The sequence below is a fragment of the Clostridium sp. CS1-1 genome (assembly GCF_056135525.1).
The window spans coordinates 3,836,912-3,863,779 of sequence record NZ_CM148680.1 but is presented as its reverse complement, the minus strand read 5'-3'; the positions used below and the strand labels follow the sequence as shown (position 1 = coordinate 3,863,779).

The 26,868-nt window shown below is 30.2% G+C and carries 22 protein-coding genes; 20 read left to right on the top strand and 2 right to left on the bottom strand.

Annotated features, from left to right (window positions below):
• Positions 1–10 precede the first annotated feature (10 nt).
• From AC0N0V_RS18200 to AC0N0V_RS18160, 9 genes are all read left to right on the top strand, one after another.
• Entirely contained in the window at positions 11–670 is a 660-nt protein-coding gene (locus AC0N0V_RS18200; RefSeq protein ID WP_474460025.1) for a DivIVA domain-containing protein, read from the top strand.
• A 354-nt stretch (positions 671–1,024) separates the two neighbouring features.
• On the top strand, positions 1,025–1,717 hold the full coding sequence (locus AC0N0V_RS18195; RefSeq protein ID WP_474460023.1) for a 5'-methylthioadenosine/adenosylhomocysteine nucleosidase: 693 nt from the start codon (positions 1,025–1,027) through the stop codon (positions 1,715–1,717).
• A gap of 277 nt (positions 1,718–1,994) precedes the next feature.
• On the top strand, positions 1,995–2,795 hold the full coding sequence (aroF, locus tag AC0N0V_RS18190) for a 3-deoxy-7-phosphoheptulonate synthase (RefSeq protein WP_474460021.1): 801 nt from the start codon (positions 1,995–1,997) through the stop codon (positions 2,793–2,795).
• Between the two features lie 314 nt (positions 2,796–3,109).
• Positions 3,110–3,724 carry a TraR/DksA C4-type zinc finger protein gene (locus tag AC0N0V_RS18185; protein WP_474460019.1) on the top strand — a complete coding sequence of 205 codons (615 nt, stop codon included), beginning with the start codon at positions 3,110–3,112 and terminating at the stop codon, positions 3,722–3,724.
• A 307-nt stretch (positions 3,725–4,031) separates the two neighbouring features.
• Positions 4,032–4,487 (top strand): signal peptidase II, encoded by a 456-nt coding sequence (lspA, locus tag AC0N0V_RS18180; RefSeq protein WP_474460017.1) that lies wholly within the window; start codon positions 4,032–4,034, stop codon positions 4,485–4,487.
• The gene (locus tag AC0N0V_RS18175; RefSeq protein WP_474460014.1) at positions 4,477–5,394 is read left to right on the top strand and encodes an RluA family pseudouridine synthase; all 918 of its coding nucleotides are present in this window, start codon (positions 4,477–4,479) and stop codon (positions 5,392–5,394) included. Before lspA ends, AC0N0V_RS18175 begins: the two co-directional genes overlap by 11 nt.
• 216 nt (positions 5,395–5,610) lie before the next feature.
• Positions 5,611–6,147 carry a bifunctional pyr operon transcriptional regulator/uracil phosphoribosyltransferase PyrR gene (gene pyrR / locus AC0N0V_RS18170; RefSeq protein WP_474460012.1) on the top strand — a complete coding sequence of 179 codons (537 nt, stop codon included), beginning with the start codon at positions 5,611–5,613 and terminating at the stop codon, positions 6,145–6,147.
• A gap of 93 nt (positions 6,148–6,240) precedes the next feature.
• Positions 6,241–7,575 carry a uracil permease gene (gene uraA / locus AC0N0V_RS18165; protein ID WP_474460010.1) on the top strand — a complete coding sequence of 445 codons (1,335 nt, stop codon included), beginning with the start codon at positions 6,241–6,243 and terminating at the stop codon, positions 7,573–7,575.
• A 151-nt stretch (positions 7,576–7,726) separates the two neighbouring features.
• Positions 7,727–8,869, top strand: a complete 1,143-nt coding sequence (locus AC0N0V_RS18160; RefSeq protein ID WP_474460007.1) for a THUMP domain-containing class I SAM-dependent RNA methyltransferase — start codon at positions 7,727–7,729, stop codon at positions 8,867–8,869.
• Between the two features lie 173 nt (positions 8,870–9,042).
• On the opposite strand, the gene brnQ is transcribed toward AC0N0V_RS18160, so the two are convergent.
• Together brnQ and AC0N0V_RS18150 are read right to left on the bottom strand one after the other, a co-directional pair.
• Positions 9,043–10,356 (bottom strand): branched-chain amino acid transport system II carrier protein, encoded by a 1,314-nt coding sequence (brnQ, locus tag AC0N0V_RS18155; protein WP_474460005.1) that lies wholly within the window; start codon positions 10,354–10,356, stop codon positions 9,043–9,045.
• Positions 10,357–10,932: 576 nt separating this feature from the next.
• Complete coding sequence (locus tag AC0N0V_RS18150; protein WP_474460003.1) at positions 10,933–12,666, bottom strand: Rqc2 family fibronectin-binding protein; 1,734 nt, start codon at positions 12,664–12,666, stop codon at positions 10,933–10,935.
• Between the two features lie 472 nt (positions 12,667–13,138).
• On the opposite strand from AC0N0V_RS18150, the gene dapF reads away from it, so the two are divergent.
• From dapF to AC0N0V_RS18095, 11 genes are all read left to right on the top strand, one after another.
• Complete coding sequence (gene dapF, locus AC0N0V_RS18145; RefSeq protein ID WP_474460001.1) at positions 13,139–13,960, top strand: diaminopimelate epimerase; 822 nt, start codon at positions 13,139–13,141, stop codon at positions 13,958–13,960.
• A 19-nt stretch (positions 13,961–13,979) separates the two neighbouring features.
• Positions 13,980–15,062, top strand: a complete 1,083-nt coding sequence (locus AC0N0V_RS18140; RefSeq protein WP_474459999.1) for a hypothetical protein — start codon at positions 13,980–13,982, stop codon at positions 15,060–15,062.
• A 427-nt stretch (positions 15,063–15,489) separates the two neighbouring features.
• Positions 15,490–16,998 (top strand): GspE/PulE family protein, encoded by a 1,509-nt coding sequence (locus tag AC0N0V_RS18135; protein ID WP_474464581.1) that lies wholly within the window; start codon positions 15,490–15,492, stop codon positions 16,996–16,998.
• Between the two features lie 87 nt (positions 16,999–17,085).
• Positions 17,086–18,015 (top strand): type II secretion system F family protein, encoded by a 930-nt coding sequence (locus AC0N0V_RS18130; protein WP_474459997.1) that lies wholly within the window; start codon positions 17,086–17,088, stop codon positions 18,013–18,015.
• A gap of 159 nt (positions 18,016–18,174) precedes the next feature.
• Positions 18,175–19,305: a tyrosine-type recombinase/integrase gene (locus AC0N0V_RS18125; RefSeq protein ID WP_474459995.1), complete on the top strand. Its 1,131-nt coding sequence runs from the start codon at positions 18,175–18,177 to the stop codon at positions 19,303–19,305.
• The gene (locus AC0N0V_RS18120; protein ID WP_474459993.1) at positions 19,302–21,272 is read left to right on the top strand and encodes a tyrosine-type recombinase/integrase; all 1,971 of its coding nucleotides are present in this window, start codon (positions 19,302–19,304) and stop codon (positions 21,270–21,272) included. Before AC0N0V_RS18125 ends, AC0N0V_RS18120 begins: the two co-directional genes overlap by 4 nt.
• The gene (locus AC0N0V_RS18115) at positions 21,272–21,646 is read left to right on the top strand and encodes a DUF6262 family protein (protein WP_474459991.1); all 375 of its coding nucleotides are present in this window, start codon (positions 21,272–21,274) and stop codon (positions 21,644–21,646) included. Before AC0N0V_RS18120 ends, AC0N0V_RS18115 begins: the two co-directional genes overlap by 1 nt.
• 199 nt (positions 21,647–21,845) lie before the next feature.
• Positions 21,846–23,729, top strand: coding sequence for an N-6 DNA methylase (locus AC0N0V_RS18110; protein WP_474459989.1), 1,884 nt, complete (start codon positions 21,846–21,848; stop codon positions 23,727–23,729).
• A complete protein-coding gene (locus AC0N0V_RS18105) occupies positions 23,719–24,675 on the top strand; it encodes a restriction endonuclease subunit S (RefSeq protein ID WP_474459987.1) in 957 nt (318 codons plus the stop codon). The genes AC0N0V_RS18110 and AC0N0V_RS18105 overlap by 11 nt, the downstream gene beginning before the upstream one ends.
• A 109-nt stretch (positions 24,676–24,784) precedes the next feature.
• Entirely contained in the window at positions 24,785–25,636 is an 852-nt protein-coding gene (locus AC0N0V_RS18100) for a P63C domain-containing protein (protein ID WP_474459985.1), read from the top strand.
• A 229-nt stretch (positions 25,637–25,865) separates the two neighbouring features.
• The gene (locus AC0N0V_RS18095) at positions 25,866–26,714 is read left to right on the top strand and encodes a DUF3800 domain-containing protein (RefSeq protein WP_474459983.1); all 849 of its coding nucleotides are present in this window, start codon (positions 25,866–25,868) and stop codon (positions 26,712–26,714) included.
• Positions 26,715–26,868: the final 154 nt, after the last annotated feature.

Sequence of the window (26,868 nt, the reverse complement as noted above, 5' to 3'; positions counted from 1 at the left end):
GGTGAGCACGATGAAAATCACAGCTATGGATATAACTAATAAGGAGTTTAAAAAAGTTATAAGAGGGTATAGTCCTGAAGAAGTTGATGAGTTTTTAGATAGAATAGCTGAAAGTTACGAAGCGCTATATAAAGAAAATTCATCTGTAAAAGAAAAGCTCCTGAATATTGAAGAGAAAATAAATCATTATAATAAAATGGAAACCACTATACAAAATACATTATTACTAGCACAAAATGCTTCTGAACAAGCTAGAGAAAACGCTAAAAAAGAAAGTGAGCTAATTGTTAAGAATGCTAATGAAACTGCTCAAAGAATAATTGACAAAGCACACGGGGATGTTTTACAAATTACTGATGAGTTCGAAAGGACAAAGCAAGAGTTTTGCAAATTTAGAACTAAGTATAGAAGCTTCATGGAATCACAGCTTGAAATGTTTGATGATATGGAGAAGGATTTTGTAAAATACTATAATATAGGTTTTGAAGTTAATGAAAATTTAAATAAAGATATAAAACTCAAAGGTAAAGAAATTGAAGTTCTTCCATCAGAAGTTTTAAACTCAGTAGAATCTAGTGAACAGAAAAAAGATAAGTTTGAGATGAAGGAAGAAATTTTTGTTGATAGTAATGAACTTGAAGAAATTAAAAACTTTTTTGTAAATGATTAAGAAAAAATCCCACTCAATCGAGTGAGATTTTTTTAGTTTAGCATTGTATAGCACTTTAGAGACGATTACGCAATGTAAACAATAACATAAAAACTGATTGATGCAAAATTAAGTGTTTTTAAAATGTTAGTATAGTCAATATGGTATAATATACTTAAAACAAGCGAGTAGATTGAGAATGAGTGTCTACAAAATATAAAGTTGACAATTATTCATCATTTATGTATGCTTTTAATCATGACAGAACTCATGGTGACAAAATAGGATTTGACTTGTTAGAGAGTTTTGATAGGTGAAAATTAAAGTAGAAGTTTCTGTAAAAGAAGCTTCAAATTATTAATAGGAGGAAATAAAATGGTAGTTGGAATTATTGGAGCTATGGATGAAGAGATAGAGATGCTATTAAAGGAAATGAAGTTAGAAAAAACAGAGATAAAAGCAAATATGCGTTTTAACTTTGGAAAACTGTACGACAAAGATTTAGTAGTGGTAAGAAGTGGAATTGGCAAGGTGAATGCTGCTATTTGTACTCAGATCCTTATTGATGATTTTAATGTAGATAAGGTAATCAATGTAGGGATAGCAGGAGGAATTGGAAAGGATGTATATCCTGGGGATGTTGTTATAGCTGATAATTTAGTACAACATGATATAGATACATCGGCTTTTGGGGATGAAATAGGTCAAGTTCCAAGATTAGATACATATGATTTTAAGTGTGATAATGAGCTTGTAAACAAAGCAAAATCTGCTTGTGAAAATATTAAGGAGCATAAAAGCTTTGTAGGAAGAATAGTAACAGGAGATCAATTTATTTCAAATACAGAAAAAATAAAGTGGTTAAATGAGAAATTTGAAGCGCTTGCCTGTGAAATGGAAGGCGGAAGTATAGCTCAAGTTTGTTACTTAAATAAAGTAGATTTTGTAGTCATAAGATCTATATCTGATAATGCAAATAATGGTGCTCATATGGATTATGAAAAATTTGCACCAATTGCTATTAAAAATTCTACACAGATACTTAAGAATATGCTTATGAGCATTTAATTTATATCGATTTATCCGATGACTACCCGCTCTAATACTCCCCCGCACTTTGTGAAAGCGACTATCACCAAATCAGAGATTTGGGATATCTGCTTTTCTGCAAGGGGGAGTAAAGAGCGGCTACGTCCCTGGATAACGACTTCTAAGCTTCAGATGGAGTTAAAACTCCACCTGAAGCCAAGAATTCTGTTTATCCAAGAATTTTGTTTATATTGAATTAGACTTAGCATACGGATTATTCAATTGCTAAAAGTCAACTTATGTAGGTGATTATTAAATGAAAAATTTATTAGCAGATAAAAATAGTGGTGAAGCTATAAAGGTTCGGGTTAGAGATGTAGTTATAGGTGGAAAAGAAAAGGTTACAATATCAGGACCATGCTCTGTGGAGAGCTTAGACATTATGATGGAAATAGGAAGTCAGCTTAAACAGCTAGGAGTGCATATTTTAAGGGGAGGAGCTTTTAAGCCGCGAACTTCACCTTATGATTTTCAGGGGCTTAAGGATGATGGTCTTAGAATTTTAAGTACTGTTTCAAAAGAAATGAATCTTCCAGTAGTAACAGAAGTTATGGATGCGAGAGATATAAATGAAGTGCTTAAATATGCAGATATGCTTCAAATAGGATCTAGAAATATGTATAATTACACTCTCTTAAAGGAAGTTGGAAAGACTAAAGCACCGGTGCTACTTAAAAGAGGTCTTAGCGCTACTATTAGTGAGTGGGTATATGCAGCGGAGTACATAATGGCAGCAGGAAATCTAGATGTAGTATTGTGTGAAAGAGGAATAAGAACTTTTGAGAGTTATACAAGAAATACTTTAGATTTAAATAGTGTTTCAGTGATAAAAGAAAAGTACAGATTACCAGTTATAGTTGATCCTAGTCATGGTACAGGACTAAGGGAATTGGTTGGAACAATGAGTTTCGCCTCTATTGCAGCAGGTGCTGACGGGCTGATGATTGAAAGTCATATAAGTCCCGATAATTCTGTGTCCGATGCGAGACAGACTATATCTATGAAAACTCTTGAAAATATAATCAATAGAATTAAAAAACTAGAAGATATAATTTAGACAGTTATTTAAAAACAACGGTGAAGGCTTCTTCTGTAAACTTAGCTGTTAATAATAATTGTTTTTCAACTGTCTTTTTAATAACCTATATGATATTTATTATTATATAGTTATTTTGTACAAAATTTGTATTTGTAAAATGAAACAAATTCCATAATTACAGAATAAATAAAAAAAATCTAGTTAAAATAAGAATAGTCGATAAGTAAAAAATAAAACTAGTATGGAGAACTATAGTCAAAAATATCTTTAAAAACATTTTAATATAATACTTTATTATTAATTAAAATGTTATGAAAGGAGCTTCTGTAGTTATGGATAATCAGAGACTTGAATATTTTAGAAAAAGGTTAAAGAAAGAAAAAAATAGGGTGTATGAACTCTTAGATCAGATGGAAGAAAATGAAACTATTAACTCAAATTCAGCAATGTCTAGAGAGTTATCAGCCTATGATAACCACCCTGCAGATACTGCTACTGAGATGTTTGATAAGGAAAGAGGGCTAGCTTTCAAAGAAAATGAACTATCTATAATAAAAAAGATAGATGATGCTTTGGCAAGCATAGATGATGGTACTTATGGAAAATGCAAAATGTGTGGTAGAAAGATAATGGATGAAAGATTGGAATTTATTCCTTATGCTCAATTTTGTGTAGGTTGTCAAAATGAGGTTACTGACTCTAGACCAGAAGACAAACATAATAGACCTATAGAAGAGTATGTTATTGATTATCCTTTTGGTTATGGATTTAATGACTATGATAAAGATGAAAAGGTAATATTCGATGCAGAGGACAGTTATCAAGCTGTTGATAGATTTAATAGATTAGATGATCAGTTGGAGTGGTATACCGATACCGATGATTCTTATGTGGATCCTATAGAGAGAATAAGTAACCAGCAGTATAAGAGTCAACTACCAGATTAAATTGGTTGATGGAGTTTATTAGGTTATTTAATTAAGCTATGTAAGAATGATTCGATAATGAGTAGTTTATAGTTGACAGTTAAGGAAGTTTTCCTACTTGCGTCAGAAAAATAATTGGTTTCTTGAAGGCTCGTTTTGCTTGTGGGAAAACATTATAGGTTTAAATTAAAGGAAACTTTAATTTAAACCTAATTTACCTAAGGTAAATTAAGTGAATTATAGTTTTTCGCAGCGTAGCGGAGAAAAATCCTCCATAACTGTCCACTGTCAATTGTCAACTGTATACTTAAAAAATGGGGGGATGTAAGTGGAAATACTAATAATCATTTTGGGGGTAGTTCTAGATAGAGCAACAAAAATATGGGCACTTAATAGTTTATCTAAAGTTTCAGAGATAGTTGTGATAAAAGATTTCTTCAGCCTGGCTTATTTAGAGAATAGAGGGGCTGCTTTTGGAATTTTACAAAATAAAGTAAGCTTTCTTTCAATTATAACTTTAGTTATAATGCTATCAATCATGTATTACCTGTTTAGGTACAAACCCGTATCAAGATTAATGAGGGTAAGTTTAGCACTTATAGTAAGCGGAGCTATGGGAAACTTAATTGATAGAATGGGTTATAAATATGTAGTTGACTTTATTATGTTTCACTACAAGGATGTATATTATTTCCCTACTTTTAACGTAGCCGATATTTTAGTAGTAACTGGTACTGCATTGCTTGCAATTTATTTAATAAAGGAAGAGAATTATGAAAAATAACCAATTTGTAGTAGAAGATGACTTAAAGAATCTAAGATTAGATGTATTTTTATCTAAATGCTTTGAAGATAAGTCAAGGTCCTATCTTCAAAATTTGATAGAAGAAGGTAATGTAACAATAAATGATGTCTTGAAAAAGAGTAATTATAAACTAAAGGTGGGAGATAAAGTAGATGTTATAATACCAGATATTACCCACTTAAATGTTGAGGCTGAAAACATACCTATAGATATAGTTTACGAGGATAGCGATGTTATTGTAATAAACAAACCTCAAGGTATGGTTGTCCATCCTGCCGCAGGAGTTTATAGTGGAACCTTAGTAAATGCTCTTTTAGGGCACTGTAAGGATTTATCAGGTATAAATGGTGTTATGAGGCCAGGTATAGTTCACAGAATAGATAAAGATACTTCAGGGGTGTTGGTGGTCGCAAAACATGATAATGCTCACAATAAGCTTGCAGAGCAATTCAAGGATCACTCTATGACAAGAGCATATGTTGCATTGGTGGAGGGAGTAATCAAGACGGATGAGGGTACTGTGGATGCTCCGCTTGCAAGACACCCAGTAGATAGAATAAAAATTGCAGTGGTAAAGGATGGTAGAAGAGCTGTTACTCATTATAGGGTGTTAGAGAGACTTAAAAACAATACGCTTGTAGAATGTGTATTGGAAACAGGTAGAACACATCAAATTAGAGTGCACATGGCTTATATTGGACATCCAGTAGTTGGGGATCCAGTTTATGGTTATAAAAAGCAAAGATTTAATCTAAATGGACAAATGCTTCATGCTAAAAAGCTGGGATTCATCCATCCAACTACGGAAAAGTATCTGGAATTTGAAACTGTACTTCCAAATTACTTTCAAAAAGTTTTAGGTATATTAAGAAATGAGTTGAAATAAGAAGAATTGTGTGATAGAATTTCTATAACATAAAGTTATAGAATAATACAACATAATAATAGAATAAATCCTTTAAGTGATCCAGTGAGGTCATAAGGCGAGAGTTGAACTTTTAACAGAATTATTACGCCCTTACTCACTGAGTATGGGTTTTTTACTATTAGGGGCAAAATTAAACTTTAATTCTAAGTCATAGTTTAAAAGGAGGGGGTACACATGACAAATCTTAAAGCTGTAATACTAGATGAAAAAGGTGTTAAAAGAACTTTAACAAGAATATCTCATGAAATAATTGAAAAAAACAAAGGTGTAGAAGATATAGTTCTTGTAGGAATTAAGAGGAGAGGATATCCGATAGCTGAAAGAATTTCAACAATAATTGAAGAGATTGAAGGCGTAAAAGTTCCTGTAGAAAGCGTAGATATAACACTATATAGAGATGACCTAAGCAAACTCGGAGAGCAGCCAATAGTAAAGAATGTAGATTTGATTAATGTTCAGAACAAGAAGATTATATTAGTAGATGATGTAATTTATACAGGAAGAACAGTAAGAGCAGCGATTGATGCAGTTATACACTCTGGAAGACCTATGATGATTCAACTAGCGGTTTTAGTAGATAGAGGACATAGAGAACTTCCGCTAAGACCGGATTATGTGGGTAAAAATATTCCTACATCAAAAAGTGAACTTGTATCTGTTGAAATTGAAGAATTTGATGAGTGTGACTCAGTAAAAATTTATGAATTATAATAACGTATTTAATATGCTTATATTTATTTAATAAGTATATATAATAAAACTTTTAAAATAGTCCTGTGAGGCTATAAAAGGAGGAAAAGTAAAATGAAAAACTTTGTAGACGTCGAAGAAAGATTACCCATTGGAGTGACTATTCCCTTAAGCTTGCAGCACCTTTTTGCTATGGTAGGTGCTACAATATTGGTTCCAATGATTACAGGAATGAGTCCTTCTATAGCACTTTTCTGTAGTGGTGTTGGAACATTACTATATATATTTTGTACAAAAGCAAAACTTCCAGCATTTATTGGTTCATCCTTTGCATTTATAGGACCAATGCTAGTTGCTTCTAAAAGTTATGGGCCAAGCGCTATGCTTTCAGGAGTTATTGCTGCAGGTATGGTTTATATTATAGTTGCAATTATTATTAAGTTTTGTGGCACAAACTGGTTAAACAAAGCTTTACCACCAGTTGTAGTGGGTTCAATAGTTATAGTTATTGGATTAGGTCTTGCTGGAGTTGCAATAAACTGGGCAGGATTAAATTCAGCTTATACTACACCAGCAATGGAAAGTGTACCAAGGTGGGCGTGGATAACCGTATCTATGGTTACGCTAGGAGTAGGCATACTTGGAAGTATGTATTTTAAGGGGTTCTTAGGAGTGATACCAATACTAATATCAATGATTACAGGGTATGTAACAGCATTAGTTCTTGGTGTTATACCTCACGAAGCTATGAACTCTATCATGAGTGCGGACTTATTAAGACTTCCACCTTTTGTAACACCTAAGTTTAATCTAAATGCTATAATGCTCATGGCACCGATATCATTTGTAACACTAGCAGAACATATAGGCCATGTTTATGTTACAAATAATATAGTGGGAAGAGACTTCACTAAGGAACCAGGTTTACACAGATCAATATTAGGTGATGGTGTAGCTACTATGTTTGCAGGGTTAGTTGGAGGTCCTCCGAATACAACCTATGGAGAAAACATAGGAGTTATGGCAATAACAAGGGTATATAGTGTATGGGTAATAGGAGGAGCAGGAGTTATAGCAATATTACTTTCCTTCATAGGTCCGGTGGCAGCTATAATTGAAAATATGCCAATGCCGGTTATGGGTGGAGTTAGTATACTACTTTTCGGTATAATAGCTTCATCGGGATTTAGAATATTTGTAGAAGACAAGATAGACTTTGGGAAGAAGAAAAATTTAATACTTGCCTCAGTTATAATAGTAGTTGGAATCGGAGGGGCTGCTGTGAGATTTACTGTTAATGGTTCAGATGTGGAAATAGCAGGAGTTGCACTGGCTACTATAGTAGGAATTATATTAAATCTGATATTACCAGATAAGAGTGTTTCTGAAAGAACAGATACTAAGATAGATGAAACTATGGAGAATATAGCAGAAACACAAGTAGCATAAACATTGATTAAAAGTCTCTAAAACTTCAAATAATAGTTTTAGAGACTTTTTTATTTATCCTTTAAAAATTATCTTACTATGGTTATAATAAGATGTAATGAGAGCGTTATCCAGTTAGGATAGAAATTAACGGTAAAAAGGAGATATACAAATGAATTATACATTAATTGCAACAGCAACTTTCGGACTAGAATCTGTAGTAGCAAGTGAACTTAAAGAGCTTGGATATGATGACCTAAAAATAGAAAATGGTAAAGTAACTTTTGAAGGTGATGAAAGAGATATAGTTACATGTAATATGTGGCTTAGAACTGCAGATAGAGTATTAATAAAAATGGCAGAATTTGAAGCCAAGACGTTTGAAGAGTTATTTCAAGGAACGCTAGCCGTAGATTGGGGGAATATAATGCCTGTAGATGCATTTATGCATGTAGAAGGAAAATCAATTAAGTCTACTTTGTTTAGTGTTCCAGATTGTCAGTCTATAGTGAAAAAAGCTATGATTGAAGCTATGAAAAGAAAATACAAAAGAGAGTGGTTTAGCGAAGAAGGACCTAGATACAGGGTAGAAGTAGCTCTTTTAAAGGATATAGTAACCTTAACGTTAGATACATCTGGCACAGGACTACATAAAAGAGGATACCGAGAGAATGCTGGTGGAGCCCCTATAAAAGAAACTTTAGCAGCTGCACTAGTACTTTTAAGTAAATGGGAGCCATCAAGACTTCTAGCGGACCCTATGTGCGGTTCAGGTACAATTGCTATCGAAGCAGCTCTTATAGGTAAGAACATTGCCCCTGGCTTAAATAGGAATTTTGTTTCAGAGCAGTGGGATATCATATCCAAGAATATATGGGATGAAAGCAGAAAGTTTGCAAAAAATGCTGTAAATAATAAGGAATTTAAAATAATGGCCTCAGACATAGATAGTAGAGTAATTAGAACAGCAATGGAAAATGCAAAAAAGGCTGGCGTAGAAGAGTATATAAATTTTCAAAGAATACCTATGCAGGAGTTTAGTTCAAGAAAAAGATATGGTTATATAATCACTAATCCTCCTTATGGAGAGAGACTTGGAGAAGCTAAACAGGTAGAGGCTTTATATAAAGATATGGGAGAAGTTTTTGAAAAGCTTAAAGATTGGTCTTATTTTGTAATTACAGCTCACCCAGAGTTTCAAAAGCATTTTGGTAAAGATGCAACAAAGAACAGAAAGCTTTATAATGGAAGATTGAAGTGTTATTATTATCAGTATCTTGGACCTAAGCCAGAGAAAAAATTTTATGAAGAATAAAAATAAAGTCTATATGGAATTTCCATATAGACTTTATTTTTACCCGATGACCACCCGCTCTAATACTCGATCTTTTCCAAAGATGGAGTAAAGAGCGGGTACGTCCCTGGATAACGAGTTCTAAGTATCAGATGGAATTAAAACTTCATCTGACAACAAGAACTCTGTTTATATTAAGCAGCGTTTTTATCTAATTGTTTATTGCTTGAATCTGATTTTACAACTACTGAAGCTATAATGAATGCAGCTACAGCTGGTAAAAGCCATGTAAATCCAGAGCTTGATAAAGGAATGATATCAATAACTGATTTTATGAAACCAACTTTTCCTGAAGATAGAATATTTATAGTATCTAGTAAACTAACTATTAAAGTAGCATAAGTTGTAATTGCAACAACTTTATCACTTTTAACTTTTTTGCCAAGTAATGTCATTACTATTAGAACTATTACTATAGGGTATAGTACTAATAATACAGGAACAGCAAGAGCAACTATTTTATCAACATTTTGTGTAGCTATTACTGCACTTATTAGTGATATAGTTATTGCTAAAACATTGTAAGAAACTTTTCCTTTGAAAAGTTTAGCGAAGAATTCTGCTCCAGTAGAAACTAGTCCGATTGCTGTAGTTAAACAAGCGAGACCTACTGCAAGACCAAGAACAACACTTCCAATACTTCCTAAGTCTAGCTTAACGATTTCAGTAACAAGAGTAGTTCTAGCTATATCTGCTGGTAGTATAGTGCTTGTCTGACTTCCAAGATACATAAGTCCGCCATATACAAATGCAAGTCCAGCAACTGCAACACCTGCTGATTTTATGGTCATCATCATTACATCTTTTGGAGTGCTATAACCCTTTGATCTTACAGATGTAAGGATCATAGATGCAAATATAACTGATGCCATAGCATCCATTGTTTGATAACCTTCTAATAGTGAGCTTGAAAATACATTTTGGTAATTTGTAGCTACAACTGGTCCAATAGGATTTATAATTCCTTTAAAAATTATGATAGCTAACATAACTAAAAGTGCTGGTGTAAGAATTTTACCTATATCATCTATAAGTGATGATGGTCTAAGTACGAAGAATAATGTAATACCAAAGTAAACTATAACAGAAACAATAGGTGATACTGAAGGAAATATAGGATGTACCCCTAATTCAAAAGTTGTTGCAGCAGTTCTAGGTATAGCAAGCATTGGTCCTATAGCTAATATTAATGCTACAGTAGCAAGTACTGCAAATTTCTTACCTACTCTGTTTGCCATGTCTTCAAATGAACCATTAATCATTGCACAAGCAATTACTCCACTAAGTGGTAGTCCAACTCCAGTGATTAAAAAACCTATGATAGCTATGCCGAAGCTTGAACCAACGGCTTTACCTAAGTATGGTGGGAAGATGAGGTTTCCCGCACCAAAGAACATTGCAAAGAGTGCGAATCCGATGATGAGTGCATTTTTTGTTGAATTTTTCATGTTTGGTTACCTCCAAATAAATTAATTTTTAAACTATAAAGTTTAATTGATAAAATGTGAATAAGAAATTAATAAATATGAATTATTTAATTTATTATCTTTAAATAATATTCTGTAAATATGAATAAATTCCTTCTAAAAAAATAAAAAATAACAAACTTTAATATATTGATAGTATTAATGAATAAATTAATAATTTTTATATGTAATTTTAATGAAATTAATAAAAGACTCAATAAAACAGAATCAAGGAGACCTGAAAAAAGTTGGTTATTGTCAAATATTGAAAGTTAAAAGTTTAACACGACGTAATGATATAAGAACAATTAACTTAATATTCGGTAATTTATTAATATTTGAATTTATTGTACCAAAATCTAGTTTAAGTTGCAACATAAAAATAATAATAATAAATGCATATGATGGGATAAATGTCTATATATTACATATGACTACTTGCAGATTTACATTATAATTATAAGCATAATAAAAGCAATATCAAATTTATTGAAATTAATAAATTTGATATTGCTTATTTTAATTCTTAAAATTTAGTAATGGTATTTTGCCTTAAGATTAGGATAGTTGCTCTAATTCAGGTTTTTTAGGGTCTACATATATAGTCTTATTGGTATAGTAAATAACCATACCTGGCTTTGAGCCATTTGGTTTATGAACATTTCTTATCTCTGTATAATCCACAGGAACCTTTGTAGAGTCTTTTCCTTTACTATAAAAAGCAGCTAATAGAGCACCTTCCTCCAGCGTTTTGTCAGGAATATTTCCAAAGTTTTTAATTATAACATGAGAACCAGGTATATTTTTAGTATGCATCCATATATCTCTTTTATCAGCAAACTTTAAAGTCAAATAATCATTTTGAAAATTATTTTTTCCTACATATATTTCAATACCATCACTAGAAATAAATTTCATAGGCTTTGAAGCTTTTGGTTTTTTATTGGATATTTTTTTAAATTTAATATATCCAGTTTCCATGAGTTCTCTCTTAATTTCTTCTATGCTTTCATAGTCCTCAGCATTCTTTATATTAGTTAAAACTGACTGCAGGTATTCTATCTCTTCCTCAGTCATTGACATCTGCAACTTGGCTGCTTCTTCTGTCTTTTTTAGTTTATTATATTTTTTAAAATAGTGTTGAATGTTTTCAGTAGGAGTTTTGTTTTCATCAAGCTTAATATCAATATACTCTAAGCCTTCACTATAATAGTTTTGCAGCCTTGCTAAAGTGTCGCCTTTTTTCAAACTGTAAATATTAGATGTCAATATTTCTCCATAAATTTTATAGGTATCTCTGTTCTCACAGTCCTCAAGACTATTTTTTAATATTTGAATTTTCTTATAACATCTTTCTAAATTAATATTTATTAATTTCTGTAAATCTGAGCTCTTGTTATTTAATCTATCTGCTTTATCTTTTTCTAGATAAAATTCTTCAAGTAACTCAGAAGGTGAAGAGTATACTTTGTGATCATATTCATTTAAGTAACTGAGTTTTTCGCAGTAGAAATCTTTTATAGAGTTATCTGTAGAATATGAAGCAAAATAAAACTCGTTATTTTTTATCCTATTAAAGATTTGATTAGAAAACGTATATATGCAATCAATGTTTTCTAATGATAAGTCTTTGTATGTTTTGTTAAATCTATATAGGATTTCTTTAGAAAACTGAGGTCCTACACCAGTAAAAACTTTAGAAAAAATATTGGTATCTAGTTCAAGATTATTTTTTATAATATAAGATTTAAAGCTTTCATAGGTGCATTCGAAGGGATTTAGTTTAGTAGAATCAGGAGGGAAGATGTATTTGATTCCGGGGTAAAGACTCCTAACAGAATTTATTTCTGGAGTTATGTGCTTTATGCTGTCCATGATAATACTATCTCTTTGACGGATCAATGTAACATTGCTATGTCTTCCCATTATTTCTACTACTAAAGTGTATACACTGTTAAATCCTAATTCATCCGAACTTTCAAAATCTATAAATATAACCCTATCAGTATCTAACTGTCTTATATTGATAATTTTCCCCGTATTAAGATGTTTCCTCAATACCATACAGAACAAAGGAGGTTGCATTGGATTTTGTTTGCTTTGTTTTGAAAGATGTATTTTAGGAAAAACTGAACTAGCACTAATCAAAAGTTTATAAGTCTTTCTTTCATTTTTAATTGATAAAACTATTTCGTCTTTTTCTGGTTGATTTACCTTATCAACTCTACCATTTAGTAGGTAGCTTTTTAATTCTTCTACAATACTATGTATAAAAATCCCATCTAACGCCATGGATATCATCCTTTCCTATTTATGTTAAGTACTTGAGTAAAATAAATGGTTACCTCAATGTATATATAATTATTTTTCGATACTATTAACTATCTTTAAACATTCTAAAGCCTATAAATTCGGAAAATCTAAGAACTTTTCGCACTTGATAGCACCCCATAATAACATCGGCATAAACAGAGTTATAAGTAAAAGTTCTAAGCTCTTCTGGATTTATAAGCTAAGAATGTCACGAAGTCAGTTAAATGTATTCTTAGAATTAATTTGGATATACATTAAAACTATATTATATATGTTTATAGTTTAAGCTAATAATAAAAATATATAAGAGACTTATAGTAAAAATTATATCATTATAAATTTTTAAAATAAAGTTAATAATCTTATTGATAAAAGACTATGAGAGTAGTACACTTATTTTGAAGTTTTCAAATTTAAGTGAAGTTTGTGTCGGAAAGGGTGGAGAAGTTTAATGAAATTTAGTAAAATGCATGGTAATGGAAATGATTTCGTTGTTATAGATGACAGAAATAATAATTTCTTAGGCAGAGAAGGAGAATTAGCTAAAAAAGTTTGCAACAGAAACTTTGGTATTGGTGGAGATGGAATATTAATTGTACGAGAAAGTAATATTGCTCAAACTCAAATGATTATAATGAACGCAGATGGTTCCTACGCGTCTATGTGCGGTAATGGAATTAGATGCTTTGCTAAATATGTATGGGATGAAAAAATAGTAGAAGGGGATTGCATAAAAATTGAGACTGGGGATGGCTTAAAGGAAGCTTTTTTAAATATAGAAAATGGTGAGGTTAAAGAGGTAAAAATATATATGGGAGAACCTTCTTTCAATCCAAAAGATATTCCAGCAAAATTTAATGAAGAAATTATAAACGAACAAATAAAAATAAACAATAAAGAATATAATATAACAAGTATGTTGATGGGGGTGCCACATACAGTTATATTTGGAAAACTTGATGAATTTAATGTAGAAGAAGGGAAGAGTATAGAAAAATGTGATATTTTTCCTGAGGGAACTAATGTAAATTTCTGTGAAGTTGTACAAAAGGATAAGATTGAAGTCAAGACATGGGAAAGAGGTGCAGGTCCTACACTCGCTTGTGGAACAGGGAGCTGTGCTTGTGTAGTAGCGTCTAGTAAATTGGGATTTACAGATAAAAAGGTAGAGGTACATGTTCCTGGTGGAAAGCTTTTGATAGAAATAAATGAAAATGGAGTTTTTATGACAGGACCAGCAGTGGTTTCTTTTAAAGGGGAATATAATCTATAAAGGGGAATATTAAGGTTAAATGAAGATTTTTGCTAAAACTACATTTTTCATAACCTTTTTTTTAATAGCATTAAGTCTTACTGCTTGTAATCAGAAGGAAGAGCAATTGCCACAAGTAAATAATCTGCCTCATTACTCTCCAATTACTGCATTAGAAAGTAATGGCAGCGAATCTAATGTATATAAAGTTGAGAAAGACGGATTATATAAAATAGCAACTTTAGAAGATATATCAGGTTTTGTATATAATATAAAAAACTCAGTATATGTATATTCTATAAATATTGCTAGAGGAAAAAAATTTGATAATAATAAAATAGAAGTAATTAAAGATAATAAAGTGAAAGAATTAAAAGATTTTTATGCTGCAATAGATTTGAAAATTAATCCGGCAGGTGATAAATTAGCCTTTAGAACATTTAAAAGTGATTCATTAGAGAGTGCTGAAGGATTAAGGGTTTATGATATAAATAGTAAAAAATATATAAAATTGAATTCAAATGTGTTGATATCTGGTGACCTTTATGAGTGGATAGATGAAAATAGAATTATTTATTATGGTAGCATTGAAGGTAAGAAGAATTCTAACAATATATATGTTTATGATTTTGCAAATAAAAAAGAAGAGATTTATTTAGGAGGCATTAATGGATACTGCATGTATTTTATTCCTTTAAATAAGGATATTCTTTTTATTGCAAGACAAGGTGACCAGGATAACTTATATTACTACAATAGTGAGAATAAACAAATTAAAAGTATTGAAAGTAACATAGAAGGAGTGTATGATTCTATAGATGATGTAAAAAATGGAGACATTTTCTTGTTTGGAATTGAAGATAATCAATCCCCAGCCCTCTATAAATTTTCATCTAAAGACCTTAAGTTAAATAGAATCACATATGACTTTCCAAAAGAGATTGATGTACTATCTGGTATAGCTTTAGACGATTTAGGAAATGTTTATTTTACAGGGGAACAGAATGAAGAAGAAAAGGACAAAAGAGATGTATTTATGTATAATAGAACAGAAAAGTCTGTAAACTTGATATCTACACATGAAGGGAAGTATAGTGTTTTTGGCAGCAAGAAGTCTCTTTAGCAATTAGATTTTGCACAATATATTAATAAATTAAATATGACTTAATAAGACGTTAGATATGTTGATGAGTTTAAACTCATCAACATATCTAACGTTTTTTATTTGATGACTATACTTTATAGCACTCTCTAAATCACTTTTCTCAAAGGAGTAGTAAAGGATGATAACCTTTCTCCTTTAACTAAGAATTAGGCGTGGATGAAGGCATACCTAATTAAGGATTCACTTAACCTAGTTAAACATAGATTAGTGCAAAAATCTGCCTTATATAAAATTTGCTTAGGGTTAAAATAATTTAATAATAGTTTCAATTTAATAAGCGATGAAATTATTAGCAAATATGTTTAGAGGACAAAATACTGGACATAATTTAGGTATAATTCATTGTTATATTTGAAAATTTTTGAATTAGAGGAGGAGAAGAAATATTTCAAAGGATTATTATTTAGAAAAAATAAGTTTAGACAATGATATTATAGACACATCAATTGTAAAGCTAATACCTGAAGAAATTGCCGTTAATAATTGCTTAATAGCCTTTAAGGAAGCCGAAGATAGTTTATACGTTGCAGTTAATGCACAACCTAGCATTTTGCTTCATGAAGAACTAAAATTCATAATCGGAAAGACTATAAAATTTTTCTATGCTAAAAAAGACGATATAATAAATTCTATAAATATGTATTATTGTAAGAGTAGTGTTGAAAATGTTGTAAAGAGTATGGAAACTGAAAATAATCTTTACGTAAATCATGACAAATTCGAAATTATAGAAGAAGAAAAATTACAGCAGTTTCCAATAGTTAAGCTTACCAACTATATAATCAATAGTGCAATATTTAAGAAATCAAGTGATATTCATTTAGAACCATTCCAAAATCATGTCTTAGTTAGATTTAGGGTAGATGGCATTATCAAAGAATTTATTTCTATACCCAAAAGCATATATTCTCATATTTGTACTAGAATAAAAATAATGTCCTCAATGGATATTGCAGAAAAAAGAGTGCCTCAAGATGGAAAAATAAAATATATCTATGAAGATAAAAGTTTTGATCTCAGGGTTTCAACTCTTCCAACAGTGTATGGGGAGAAATTAGCTATAAGAATATTATATAAAGCTGAGGAGATTAATTCTTTATATTCACTTGGGTTTTGTAGTAAAGATGAAGATAACATAAGATCTATGTTATCAAGTTCACATGGAATTGTTCTTGTAACAGGACCAACTGGTAGCGGAAAAACTACTACTTTATATACAATGCTTAATTGTTTAAATAAAAAAGAAAAAAATATTACAAGTATAGAAGATCCTGTGGAGTATACTTTGGATAATATTAATCAAGTCAATGTTAATAGTAAAATAGGATTTAACTTTGCAGAGGGGTTAAGGAGCATACTTAGGCAAGATCCAGATGTAATAATGGTAGGAGAAATTAGGGATGAAGAGACTGCAAAAATTGCAATCAGGTCTGCAGTAACCGGACATTTAGTTATCAGTACACTTCATACCAATGGTGCTGCTGAAACTGTCATAAGACTTAGGGACATGGGAGTTCCATTATATTTTATAAAGGATGCTATAATCGGGATTATAGCTCAAAGACTAGTAAGAAAGATATGTAATCATTGCAAAAAAGAGTATTTTCCTCCTGAACATGAAAGCCTATATTTGGATTTAGGACAAAATGATAAGATATTTAAAGGTCAAGGTTGTAGTATGTGTTATGGTACAGGATACAGCGGAAGAACAGTAGTATACGAAATAATGAATTTTAAAGAATTGAATAAAAACGGATTTAAGCTTGAAGAATTAGCAGATGAATTAAGACAGCAAAGCTTATTAAGGAATATAAGTTCTATAAATGATAATTTCAGAAAGTTAGTGAGGGACGGAGTGACTACCTATGAAGAAATTATAAGAATAAATTTATAAGGGGGAGAAATTATATTTAAGTACTATGCCATAGACATTGATGGGAAAAGGGTAAAAGGAAAATATAATACTGATGATATTGATGAGTTGAGGAGAGTATTAAGAAATAAGGGGTATTTCTTATATGAATGTAGAGTAACAACAAAAAAGCTTACAGAAGTATTTTATAAAAGACCCAGTTTCCAAGATTTAAGTATATTATGTAACACTTTAAGTACAATGATAGCTGCTGGAATCCAAATTTCTGAAATATTTAATATATTGATTCAAACTCAAAATAAGCATTTGATAAAGTACAGCTTGTTTGAGATTAAAAAAAGCATAAACAAAGGTGAATCTATATATGAAAGTATGAAAAAGTTCCCACATGTATATCCCTTGTTTTTATTAGAAATGATTAGGGTTGGGGAAGAAGGCGGTAAATTAGACGCCATATTAGATAGGATGTCGGAGTATTACGCAAATCAGCAAGCCACTCTCACTAAAATAAAAACAGCGTTAACATATCCTTTCATAGTATTAATTGTTTCAATTTTTATGATAGCTTTTCTAATAATAAGGATAATCCCTCAATTTATTGATGGTTTAATATCTACTGGAGGAGAAATTCCCTTTACAACGCAAATGCTTTTATCTACTTGTAACTTCTTTAAATCAAATCTTACTACCATAAGTATAATATTATTTTTTCTTATTTATCTTGGCTTCAGATTTAGTAGATCAGTTAATGGAAGATTATATCTGGATAAAATTAAAATGAAAGCCCCTTTACTAGGCAAAATATATACTAAGTTTATAATTGGGAGATTTTCCTCAGCTTTGGGTATTCTAATGAGTTCAGGTTTTGGTATAGTAAAAGCCTTGGAGATAACCGGCAGCTTATTGGAAAACAAAATAATGGAAAATAGAATTAATAACTGTATAGAAGATATAAAAATAGGAGAAAGTATCTATCAATCTTTTAAGAAGAATAATATAGGTAATAATTTATTTTTATCTTTAGTACGCATAATATAGTGTAGTTAATAACATAGTACTCATAGTATTCTATGTTATATTTTTATGTCTAAATATAACTATGATTAATACATATACAGTTTGAATAATTATAGTAATTATAGTAAACTATATGTAGAATGTAATAGAAATATAAGGGTATAGAGGTACGATTACGAAATGGAAGTAGTAAAAGTTAAAACAGAAGAAGGAAAAGAGAGATACTATGTGGCAGATAATGATGGACTGCCAGTAGAACCTATATTGAAGTTTATTAGGTTTAAGGATAATACTAACTATGCAAGAAATACTTTAAGAATGTACTGTCAGCATTTAAAGTTATATTTTGAATATCTAGAGCAAAGAAAGCTAGACTTTAAGAAAGTGACCATAGATGATTTATCATTATTTGTGAATTGGTTACAAAATCCTTATAAAAGCCTTAAAGTGGTATCTACAACTTCAGCAGAAATAGCAAGAAGTCCGAGAACTGTAAATATAATAGTTGATACTGTATTAGTTTTTTATGATTATATATTGAGACATGAAGAATATAGCAATAATGTTTCAGAGAGACTTAGGAAGCTTATGACGGCTTCTAATAGAAATTTCAAAGGATTTTTATATGGAATAGCTTATGAAAAGAAAAAGGTGAATAGTAATATACTTAAATTGAGAGTACCTAAAAGTAGGCCAAAAACATTGGCCAAAGGCGAAATAGAGATACTCGTTAGAGCTTGTAGTAATTTAAGAGATAAGTTTCTACTAACACTACTCTATGAAACAGGAATGAGAATAGGCGAAGCCTTATCATTGTGGATAGAGGATTTTGATATAAGTGATATGATTATTGACTTAAAAGATAGAGGCCAATTAGAAAATAATGCAGAGATCAAAACAGTATCAAGTCCAAGAAAAATAGATATATCTCAAAATTTGGCCGACATGTTTATGGAGTATATAGCTGAATACCATAATGAAGAAGTTGAAACCAATCACGTCTTTATAAAAATCAGTGGCCAAAATAAAAATAAAGCTATGAATTATGTTGATGTAGATAACTTATTTAGGAGTCTTAAAAAGAAAAGTGGAGTTCAAGTAAATCCACATATGTTTAGGCATAGTTCTCTAACAGTGCTTAGAATGGCAGGATGGCAACCAGAATTACTTAGAATAAGGGCTGGCCATAAAAATATCTATACAACTATGAACACTTACATACACCCTTCAGATGAGGATATAACAAGAGAGTTTGAGAAGACTCGGCCAAATCTAGATTTAGACATCTACAATGAGGGGGCAGAGAAATGAAGAATAATTTACAAAGGATAAAGTCTGGCCAATTAAATAAATATGATGAAATAGTTAAGTATTTAAAACAAGATAACGGATATTGGCTTGATAATGATAAATGGGATTTAACCAAAGAATTTTTTATGAATGAGGTAGTACATAATTCTAAGTACATTGATTTTTCATGTTTTAGTAACGTTTTTCTAAAGAATGAGATAAAGTATTATATCTTACATAATTTTAAGAATAAAGTTTTAACTAATAGATATATCCTTTCATCAGCAAATAACTTTAGAAGCTTCAGCATATTTCTAAATAAATATTATTTTAATATCAATAGTTTTAATGACATAGATTATGACGAAATTCATAAAAGATGGATCTTTTATTTATCAGAAATAGGTTTAAAGGTTAAACGAAAAGACGATAGATATTCGATTGTTAATATATTGTTATTGATTAAATTTATTAGTAATTTTTATGACAACAGGGAAGAAACTGAAAAAGATATATGGTATGCAAAGAATATTAAAGGTGTGCTTGTGAGAGCAACACAAAATACAGGATATACACGTTTAAATTTTACAAGTATACCTGAATATTATAGAGAGACAGTAAAAAGATATTTTAGAACAATTGTAACTAAGAAATCTTTTAGTGCTTGTGGCAATTTTTTAGTTTATCTTAATTACTTCTTTAAATCATTTTATTCAAGAGGATATAAGAATGGGTTTGTTGAGAACTTAAATAGAGAAGATATTGAGAAGTATATATTGCAGCTTCATAATGATAGAAAAGGTAAAAATAGAAATCAAACAGCATTGTATATATCTTCCTTAAGAATATTTTTAGAATATATACAAATAGCTCAATATGATAAAGCTCCTAAGAAAGAAGCTTCGTTATTGATATTTCAAGATGATTTGCCAAAAAGAGAGTCAAAACAAAACAGTTATAAAAGTGTTAAGTTTATTCCAGAACCAATTCTAAAGCAATTAGACAATAACATTAAGGATTTATCTAATACAGAGTGTATACCTATTTATATTCTTCTTAGAGAAACAGGATGGCGTGGTACAGACATATTAAATCTTAGATATAATAATTGTTTAGAACAGATTTGGAATAACAAAGAAGAGAAGTATAATTACTATCTTTGTGGTGAAATAACTAAGACGGGAATAGCACAGCTTAAGATCCCGATAAGGGATAAGGTTGCTGAAATGGTTGAGAAATGTATTGAAAAAGCAAAATATAAGAGTACAGAAGAAAATAATCCTAAAAGATATTTGTTCAATACATATAAAGGTAAGATAAAGGGGCAACCCATGTCTAAGTCAGTTTTAATGTATGCTATTCAGAAGTTAATCAAAGAAAAGGATATTAGAGACGCTAACGGTGAGTTGTTCCATTTCAAAACTCATTCGCTTCGCCATACAAGAGCTAAAGAATATGTAGAGCAAGGTATGGGTATAAGTATTATACAGCAAATATTAGGACATGCAAGCTTACAAATGACTGTTCATTATGCTACTGTTAGTGAAAATGTGTTGTATGAAAGATGGAAAACTACGGAGGACTTAGAATTGTTTAAAGTGAATACTGAAACACATAATCTTGAACAGGTAGATTTAAATTCAGAAGATGGAGAGAATCTAGTTAGGTATGAATATGTTAAGAAAAACTTGGATGCAGTAAAAGTACCCTTTGGAGTATGCTTTAAAGCCTCTAAGCTCCCTTGTAAGCAACAAATGAATCATTGCTTAACTTGTGCTAGTTTCTGCACTACAATCGAAAATATAGCTGAATATGAGGAAGAAATAGAACTGGTTAAAAATCAGATTGTGATTAGTGAAAGATGTGGCCGAGAATTATGGGCTGAAAAGAATAGAAAATACTTAGAATTATTAGAAGAGACATTAGAGAAGATTAAAGAACATAAATTAGTTCATAAGAATGGAAGTTCAAGAGAGGAAGTTTTATAATGGCTGGAAGTACAAAAGGATTAAAGAAACATGCAGAAGAGAAAACAAAGATTACTTTAGAAAAGGTTGATAAAGCCATTAGAGAACTCTCCTTTAATGGAGAAAAAGTTAATTTTAACAGTGTGGCGACAGCCAGTGGGGTATCTAAGACATTTTTATATAATAACGAGGATGTTAAAAAGAGAATTGAGGAATTAAGACAACAACAGGTAAGTAGAGAAATGAATCAAAGAGCTAAATATGATAAAACAGCTAAGAGCAAAGATGTTATTATAATGGCCAAAGATAAAAAGATCAGAGAACTTGAAGAAGAAAATAAGAAGTTAAAGGAACAGCTAGAGGCTCTTAGAGGAAAGTTATACGAAAAGTTATAACAAAATATTTATTAAAATCTGATTGTGATCCTTAAAATATAAGAAAATTAAAGGCATTTTTTAAAATGTCTTTTTTTATTTGCCTGAATTTAATCATAATCCTACGTATATGTTAATTATTGTTCACATAAATATGTATTGAATTCATTAAAACAAAATTAACATAAAGTAATAATTATTATTGACAGGAGTGAATTTAATGAGTGAAAGGTATACTGAATCAATAGTTGAAAATATCCTAAAGGAATTAGGATATTATAATAACGAAAAAATCAGCATCGAATTGCAGGAAAGTGAAAAATTTAGGATTTCTCAATTATTACGTGAAGCAAGTAAAAGAAATACTGGAAACCAAGGTAGGCCAGAATTTATAATATCATTTGATAATGAAAAGAGAATTATTATAGTTATTGAATGTAAAAAAGATATAAAATTTCACGAGAGTAAAAATCAAGATAAACCAGTTGAATATGCAGTAGATGGAGTATTACATTATGCAAGGTTTTTATCAAAAAACTTTAATGTAGTAGCCATAGCAGTTAGTGGGGAAGAAGAAGATGATATTCTAATATCTAATTTTATTATTGAACATGGTAAAGATAAAGTAATGGAACTTAAAAAAAATAAAACTATTTTGCATTATGAAGATTATATTAAAATGTTTAACAAAAATAAAAACACTGTATTAACCCATTCTGAATTAATAAAGTATGCTAATAAATTAAGTGAAGATTTTAGAAGTGTTGGAATAATAAGTGCGAACAGACCTTTACTATTAAGTGGTATTTTGATAGCCTTAACAAATAAATCTTTCTATAAGAGTTATCAGGACTGTGAAACTGGAGAAGAATTAGCAAGAGATTTACTTGGAAAGATCGAGATCATGTTAAAGAATGCAAAAGTACCAGAGGAGAAAAGAAATATAATGATGCAAAGATATGGTTTCATAACTACAACACCATCACTTATAGAAGGAGAAACTTTACTTAATTTAATATTTGATATTGAAGATACGTTAAATCCTCATGTAAATGCATCTAACAATATAGATTATTTAGGAAGTTTTTATAGTGAATTCCTTAAGTATGGAAGTGATGATACAAATGGACTAGGTGTAGTACTAACTCCTAGACATATTACAGAACTTTTTGTTGATTTGGGACAAGTTAACGCAAAAAGTAAGGTTGTTGATCCATGCTGTGGAACAGCTTCATTTTTAATTTCTGCGATGTGCAAAATGTTTAGCTTAGTAGATAATGATTTTAAAAAAAGAGATGAAATAAGTAGGAATAGTTTAATAGGAATAGAACGATTGCCTGAAATTTATACACTTGCCTGTGCAAATATGATATTAAGAGGTGATGGAAAGTCAAATATACATAATGCCGATTGTTTTACACTAACTGAAGAAATTAAGAAAGCTCATAATCCTGATATTGGTTTTATAAACCCACCCTATAGTCAAGACAGGGGTAAAAAAAGAAAAAATTCAAGGCTAATAGTCAATAAGGATAAGTTAAATGAACTTGAATTTGTAAATAATATGCTAAATATGCTAAAAGAAAATGGGAAAGGAATTGCTATTGTTCCTATGAATTGTGCTTTATATAATAAAGATCAACTTTCTATTAAAAGAAAAATACTAGAGAATCATACTCTAGAAGCAGTAATGTCAATGCCTGATGATTTATTTTATCCCGTAGGAGTAGTAACGTGTATTATGGTATTTACTGCACATAAACCACATGATTCTAATATTCCAACTTGGTTTGGATATTGGAAAAATGATGGTTTTGTAAAAGATAAAATAGAAGGAAGAATAGATAAGCATAAAAAATGGGAACAAATAAAAAAAGCATGGCTTAATGCATACTTTAGTAAAAAAGAAGAACCAGGAAGTAGTATACAAATGAAAGTAACAGAGTGTGACGAATGGTGTGCTGAAGCATACATGGAAACTGATTATTCAACGATAACTAAAAAAGACTTTATAAAAGAAATGAAAAAGTATGCTATTTTTAAACTCATTTCAGAAGAAATTTCTCAAGCAGAAAGAGAGGTGGCTTCCATTAATGAAAATTAGAGATTTATTTGAAGTGTCTTACGGAAATAAATTAGATTTTAATAAAATGAAAGAATTGGAAGAGTGGAGTAATAATTCAGTTAATTTTGTATCCCGTACCTCCAAAAACAATGGTGTTATCGGAATAGTTGAAAAGATTAATGATATTAAACCATACGATGGAGGACTTATTACTGTAGCTCTTGGAGGAACATTTGTGTTATCCTCATTTGTACAAATTCTCCCGTTTTATACAGCACAAAATGTAGCAGTGTTAGTGCCAAAAGTAGAAATTTCATTGCAAGAAAAATTATACTACTGTATGTGTATAGCAGAAAATAGATTTAGATATAGTGCCTTTGGTCGTGAGGCAAATAAAACCTTAAAAGATATTGAAATTCCAAACCAAATTCCAGAGTGGATATTTCATATTGATGAATTTAATTTTTCTGAATTTAGTAAACCAATTAATTTTGTTAAAGAATACAACTTAGATACAAATAAGTGGAAGTACTTTAACCTTTCAGATATATTTGAATTTCAGAGCTGCAAGGAACTTAACTTAGAATGGGCAAAGGAGAATCCAGGGAGTACTCCACTTATAACAACAATAAACTCTAATAACGGTGTATCTTGTTATATAAATAAAAAACCAGATTATATAGGTAATGTAATAACGTTAAATAGAGATGGTAGTGTGGGGGAAGCCTTTTACCAAGAAAAAGATTTTTGTGCAAATGAAAAAATAATAATATTAAATCCAAAGTTTCATTTAAATTTTTATATAGCAATATTCTTAATAACATTGATACGAAAAGAAAGATATAGATTTAATTATGGGAGAAAGTGCAATATATCAAGATTAAATAATGCTAGAATAAAATTACCAATTGACAAAGAGGGGAAGCCTAACTGGATTTTTATTGAGAAGTATATCAAACAGTTACCCTTCTCAAACTTTATGTAATTAATATTAAAAGCTAATTTATTATTTTAATAAAGAGAGATAAAAAAATACAAGTAATTTAGGAAATATGTTATAATATGTCTAAAACAGGCGAAAAGGATTAATAAAAATGAAAACACCAAAAGTAATAAAATCTGGAGTATTAGAATTATTTAATGATTTACCGTGTTATGTTTTAGATGATGGTCAAAGAGTTTTTCTCTTAAGTAACCTAACAAAAGCTTTAAGAGATAAGGAACATGGAAAGTTCGGTAATTATTTGGCTGCATCTAATATAGTAAAATATCTACCCGAGAGACTTAGGCCATTAACAGATGAAACTCATGACAGGGCTCCTCAAGGGGTTATGGAATTTGAGTATGATGATAAGACTGAAAAGGGATATAATTCAGAAGACTTTATGGATGTTTGCAGTGCTTTTGTAACGGCCAATTTAAATAATGAGAAGTTGTCTGAAGCTCAAAAAGAGATGGTTAAGAATGCAAATAAGTTTATTTTAGCTACGGCCAAAATAGGTATTGTGGCTTTAATAGACGAAGCTACAGGTTATCAGGCCGAAAGAAATTCTAAAGAATTACAATTAAAAATGAAATACTTTTTAACCGAAGACGATAAAGCGAGAGAATGGGAAAGAACATTTCCAGATGAATTGTGGTATGAGTTTGGCAGACTTACTGGATGGAAAGGTAGTTTAAAATTACGGCCAAAATATTGGGGTAAGTTGGTAAATGTTCTGATTTATGATTGCTTAGATAAGGATATTGCTCAATATTTAAGGAAAAATAAAATACCAAAATATAATGGTCATAAAAAATATTTTCAATGGTTAAGTGAGCAGTATGGAGTTAAAGAATTAACTCAACACATATGGCAAGTAATAGGTATGGCCAAGACTTGTAGAGATATGAGGGAACTAAAATTATTGGCCAGTGAAAAATTTAATAAAGAAATTGATCTATAAGGACTTTATTTTTAGAAGGTCTATTTATTTTATTTGTAAAAATCCAAAAGAAAGTTTTGATTAAATATCTATACCAAATATAGAGAAGTTATAGAATTATATAAAGAATATTATAGTATAAAATTTAAACTTAGTTTGTATACACTTTTATTCCTAAATTACTCAACAAAATTAGCTAAACATGGTATAATTATTTCATATTTTTACATAATAAAGGATGGGAATTTGTATGGCTAAAAAGTATACAATGTTTATCGATGAAACTGGAAGTCCAAGTTTAGATGTTAAGGATCAACCATTTTCTCTAACAGGGATTATATTTGAACATAAATATTCAATAAATGACGAGCATAAAGATTCTACTTTAAAACAGGCTCTTGACCAATTTAAAATAAAATGCTTTGGACGTTCAGACTTGTTGCTTCACCTTCTAGATATTTCAAAGGGTCAGAACGAATATTCTTCTTTTACTGATGATCAAAGAAAAGTTTTTTATAATGAATTACCATTTTTTTTACCAGGTTTAAAGTTTAATATCATTTCTGTAACAATTGATAAAGAAAAACTTAAGACGTACTACGAGCCTTCAAAAGACCCTTATATAGTTGCATTTACACATGTACTTCAAAATTTCTATTCATTCATAAGCAAGAAAAATGTTGAATCTGCTAGAATAGTTATTGAATCTAGAGATGATTTATCAAATCTTAAAGTTCAGAAAGCTTTTTTTGATGTTTTTAATAATGGTACAACTCATTTAAATGTTGCAACTGACTTAAGAGATAAAATTAAAGGATTTATAATAGCTAAAAAGGGGGATTTAGCTTATCAATCTGGACTAGAAATAGCAGATATATTATGTAATCCATTAAATAGAGTAAGAAGAGGGCTAATTGAAGCTGATCCAAAATGTATGAAACGTGGAGAATATGGAAACAATAATAAAATCTTTTCTTCGATAAAAGATAAAATTTTTACTGCAACAAGTTTGGAAGACTTTAGGAATTGGGGGTTCAAGAAGATTCCTGTTCTTAAACATTCTAGACCTTGGATTGATAACCCACCTAAAAAATCATGATAATTTAACTGTCGGTAATATTAAAAAAATATTATCATATACTATACTAAGGATTAAATTTTAGTAACCTTTCTGAGGGGGTTGTTGAACGACCGCCTTTGAAATTTCTAAAATTTAATTCTTGACAGAATAAATATATGATGATAAAATAGTA

Bases quoted from the DNA above. Each gene is read 5' to 3' on its own strand.
- AC0N0V_RS18200 (WP_474460025.1), top strand. From the start codon at position 11: ATGAAAATCACAGCTATGGATATAACTAATAAGGAGTTTAAAAAAGTT.
- AC0N0V_RS18195 (WP_474460023.1), top strand. From the start codon at position 1,025: ATGGTAGTTGGAATTATTGGAGCTATGGATGAAGAGATAGAGATGCTA.
- pyrR (WP_474460012.1), top strand. From the start codon at position 5,611: ATGACAAATCTTAAAGCTGTAATACTAGATGAAAAAGGTGTTAAAAGA.
- AC0N0V_RS18105 (WP_474459987.1), top strand. From the start codon at position 23,719: ATGAAAATTAGAGATTTATTTGAAGTGTCTTACGGAAATAAATTAGAT.
- AC0N0V_RS18175 (WP_474460014.1), top strand. From the start codon at position 4,477: ATGAAAAATAACCAATTTGTAGTAGAAGATGACTTAAAGAATCTAAGA.
- AC0N0V_RS18140 (WP_474459999.1), top strand. From the start codon at position 13,980: ATGAAGATTTTTGCTAAAACTACATTTTTCATAACCTTTTTTTTAATA.
- AC0N0V_RS18185 (WP_474460019.1), top strand. From the start codon at position 3,110: ATGGATAATCAGAGACTTGAATATTTTAGAAAAAGGTTAAAGAAAGAA.
- AC0N0V_RS18150 (WP_474460003.1), bottom strand. From the start codon at position 12,666: ATGGCGTTAGATGGGATTTTTATACATAGTATTGTAGAAGAATTAAAA.
- aroF (WP_474460021.1), top strand. From the start codon at position 1,995: ATGAAAAATTTATTAGCAGATAAAAATAGTGGTGAAGCTATAAAGGTT.
- AC0N0V_RS18110 (WP_474459989.1), top strand. From the start codon at position 21,846: ATGAGTGAAAGGTATACTGAATCAATAGTTGAAAATATCCTAAAGGAA.
- AC0N0V_RS18120 (WP_474459993.1), top strand. From the start codon at position 19,302: ATGAAGAATAATTTACAAAGGATAAAGTCTGGCCAATTAAATAAATAT.
- uraA (WP_474460010.1), top strand. From the start codon at position 6,241: ATGAAAAACTTTGTAGACGTCGAAGAAAGATTACCCATTGGAGTGACT.
- brnQ (WP_474460005.1), bottom strand. From the start codon at position 10,356: ATGAAAAATTCAACAAAAAATGCACTCATCATCGGATTCGCACTCTTT.
- AC0N0V_RS18095 (WP_474459983.1), top strand. From the start codon at position 25,866: ATGGCTAAAAAGTATACAATGTTTATCGATGAAACTGGAAGTCCAAGT.
- AC0N0V_RS18160 (WP_474460007.1), top strand. From the start codon at position 7,727: ATGAATTATACATTAATTGCAACAGCAACTTTCGGACTAGAATCTGTA.
- AC0N0V_RS18125 (WP_474459995.1), top strand. From the start codon at position 18,175: ATGGAAGTAGTAAAAGTTAAAACAGAAGAAGGAAAAGAGAGATACTAT.
- dapF (WP_474460001.1), top strand. From the start codon at position 13,139: ATGAAATTTAGTAAAATGCATGGTAATGGAAATGATTTCGTTGTTATA.
- AC0N0V_RS18100 (WP_474459985.1), top strand. From the start codon at position 24,785: ATGAAAACACCAAAAGTAATAAAATCTGGAGTATTAGAATTATTTAAT.
- AC0N0V_RS18115 (WP_474459991.1), top strand. From the start codon at position 21,272: ATGGCTGGAAGTACAAAAGGATTAAAGAAACATGCAGAAGAGAAAACA.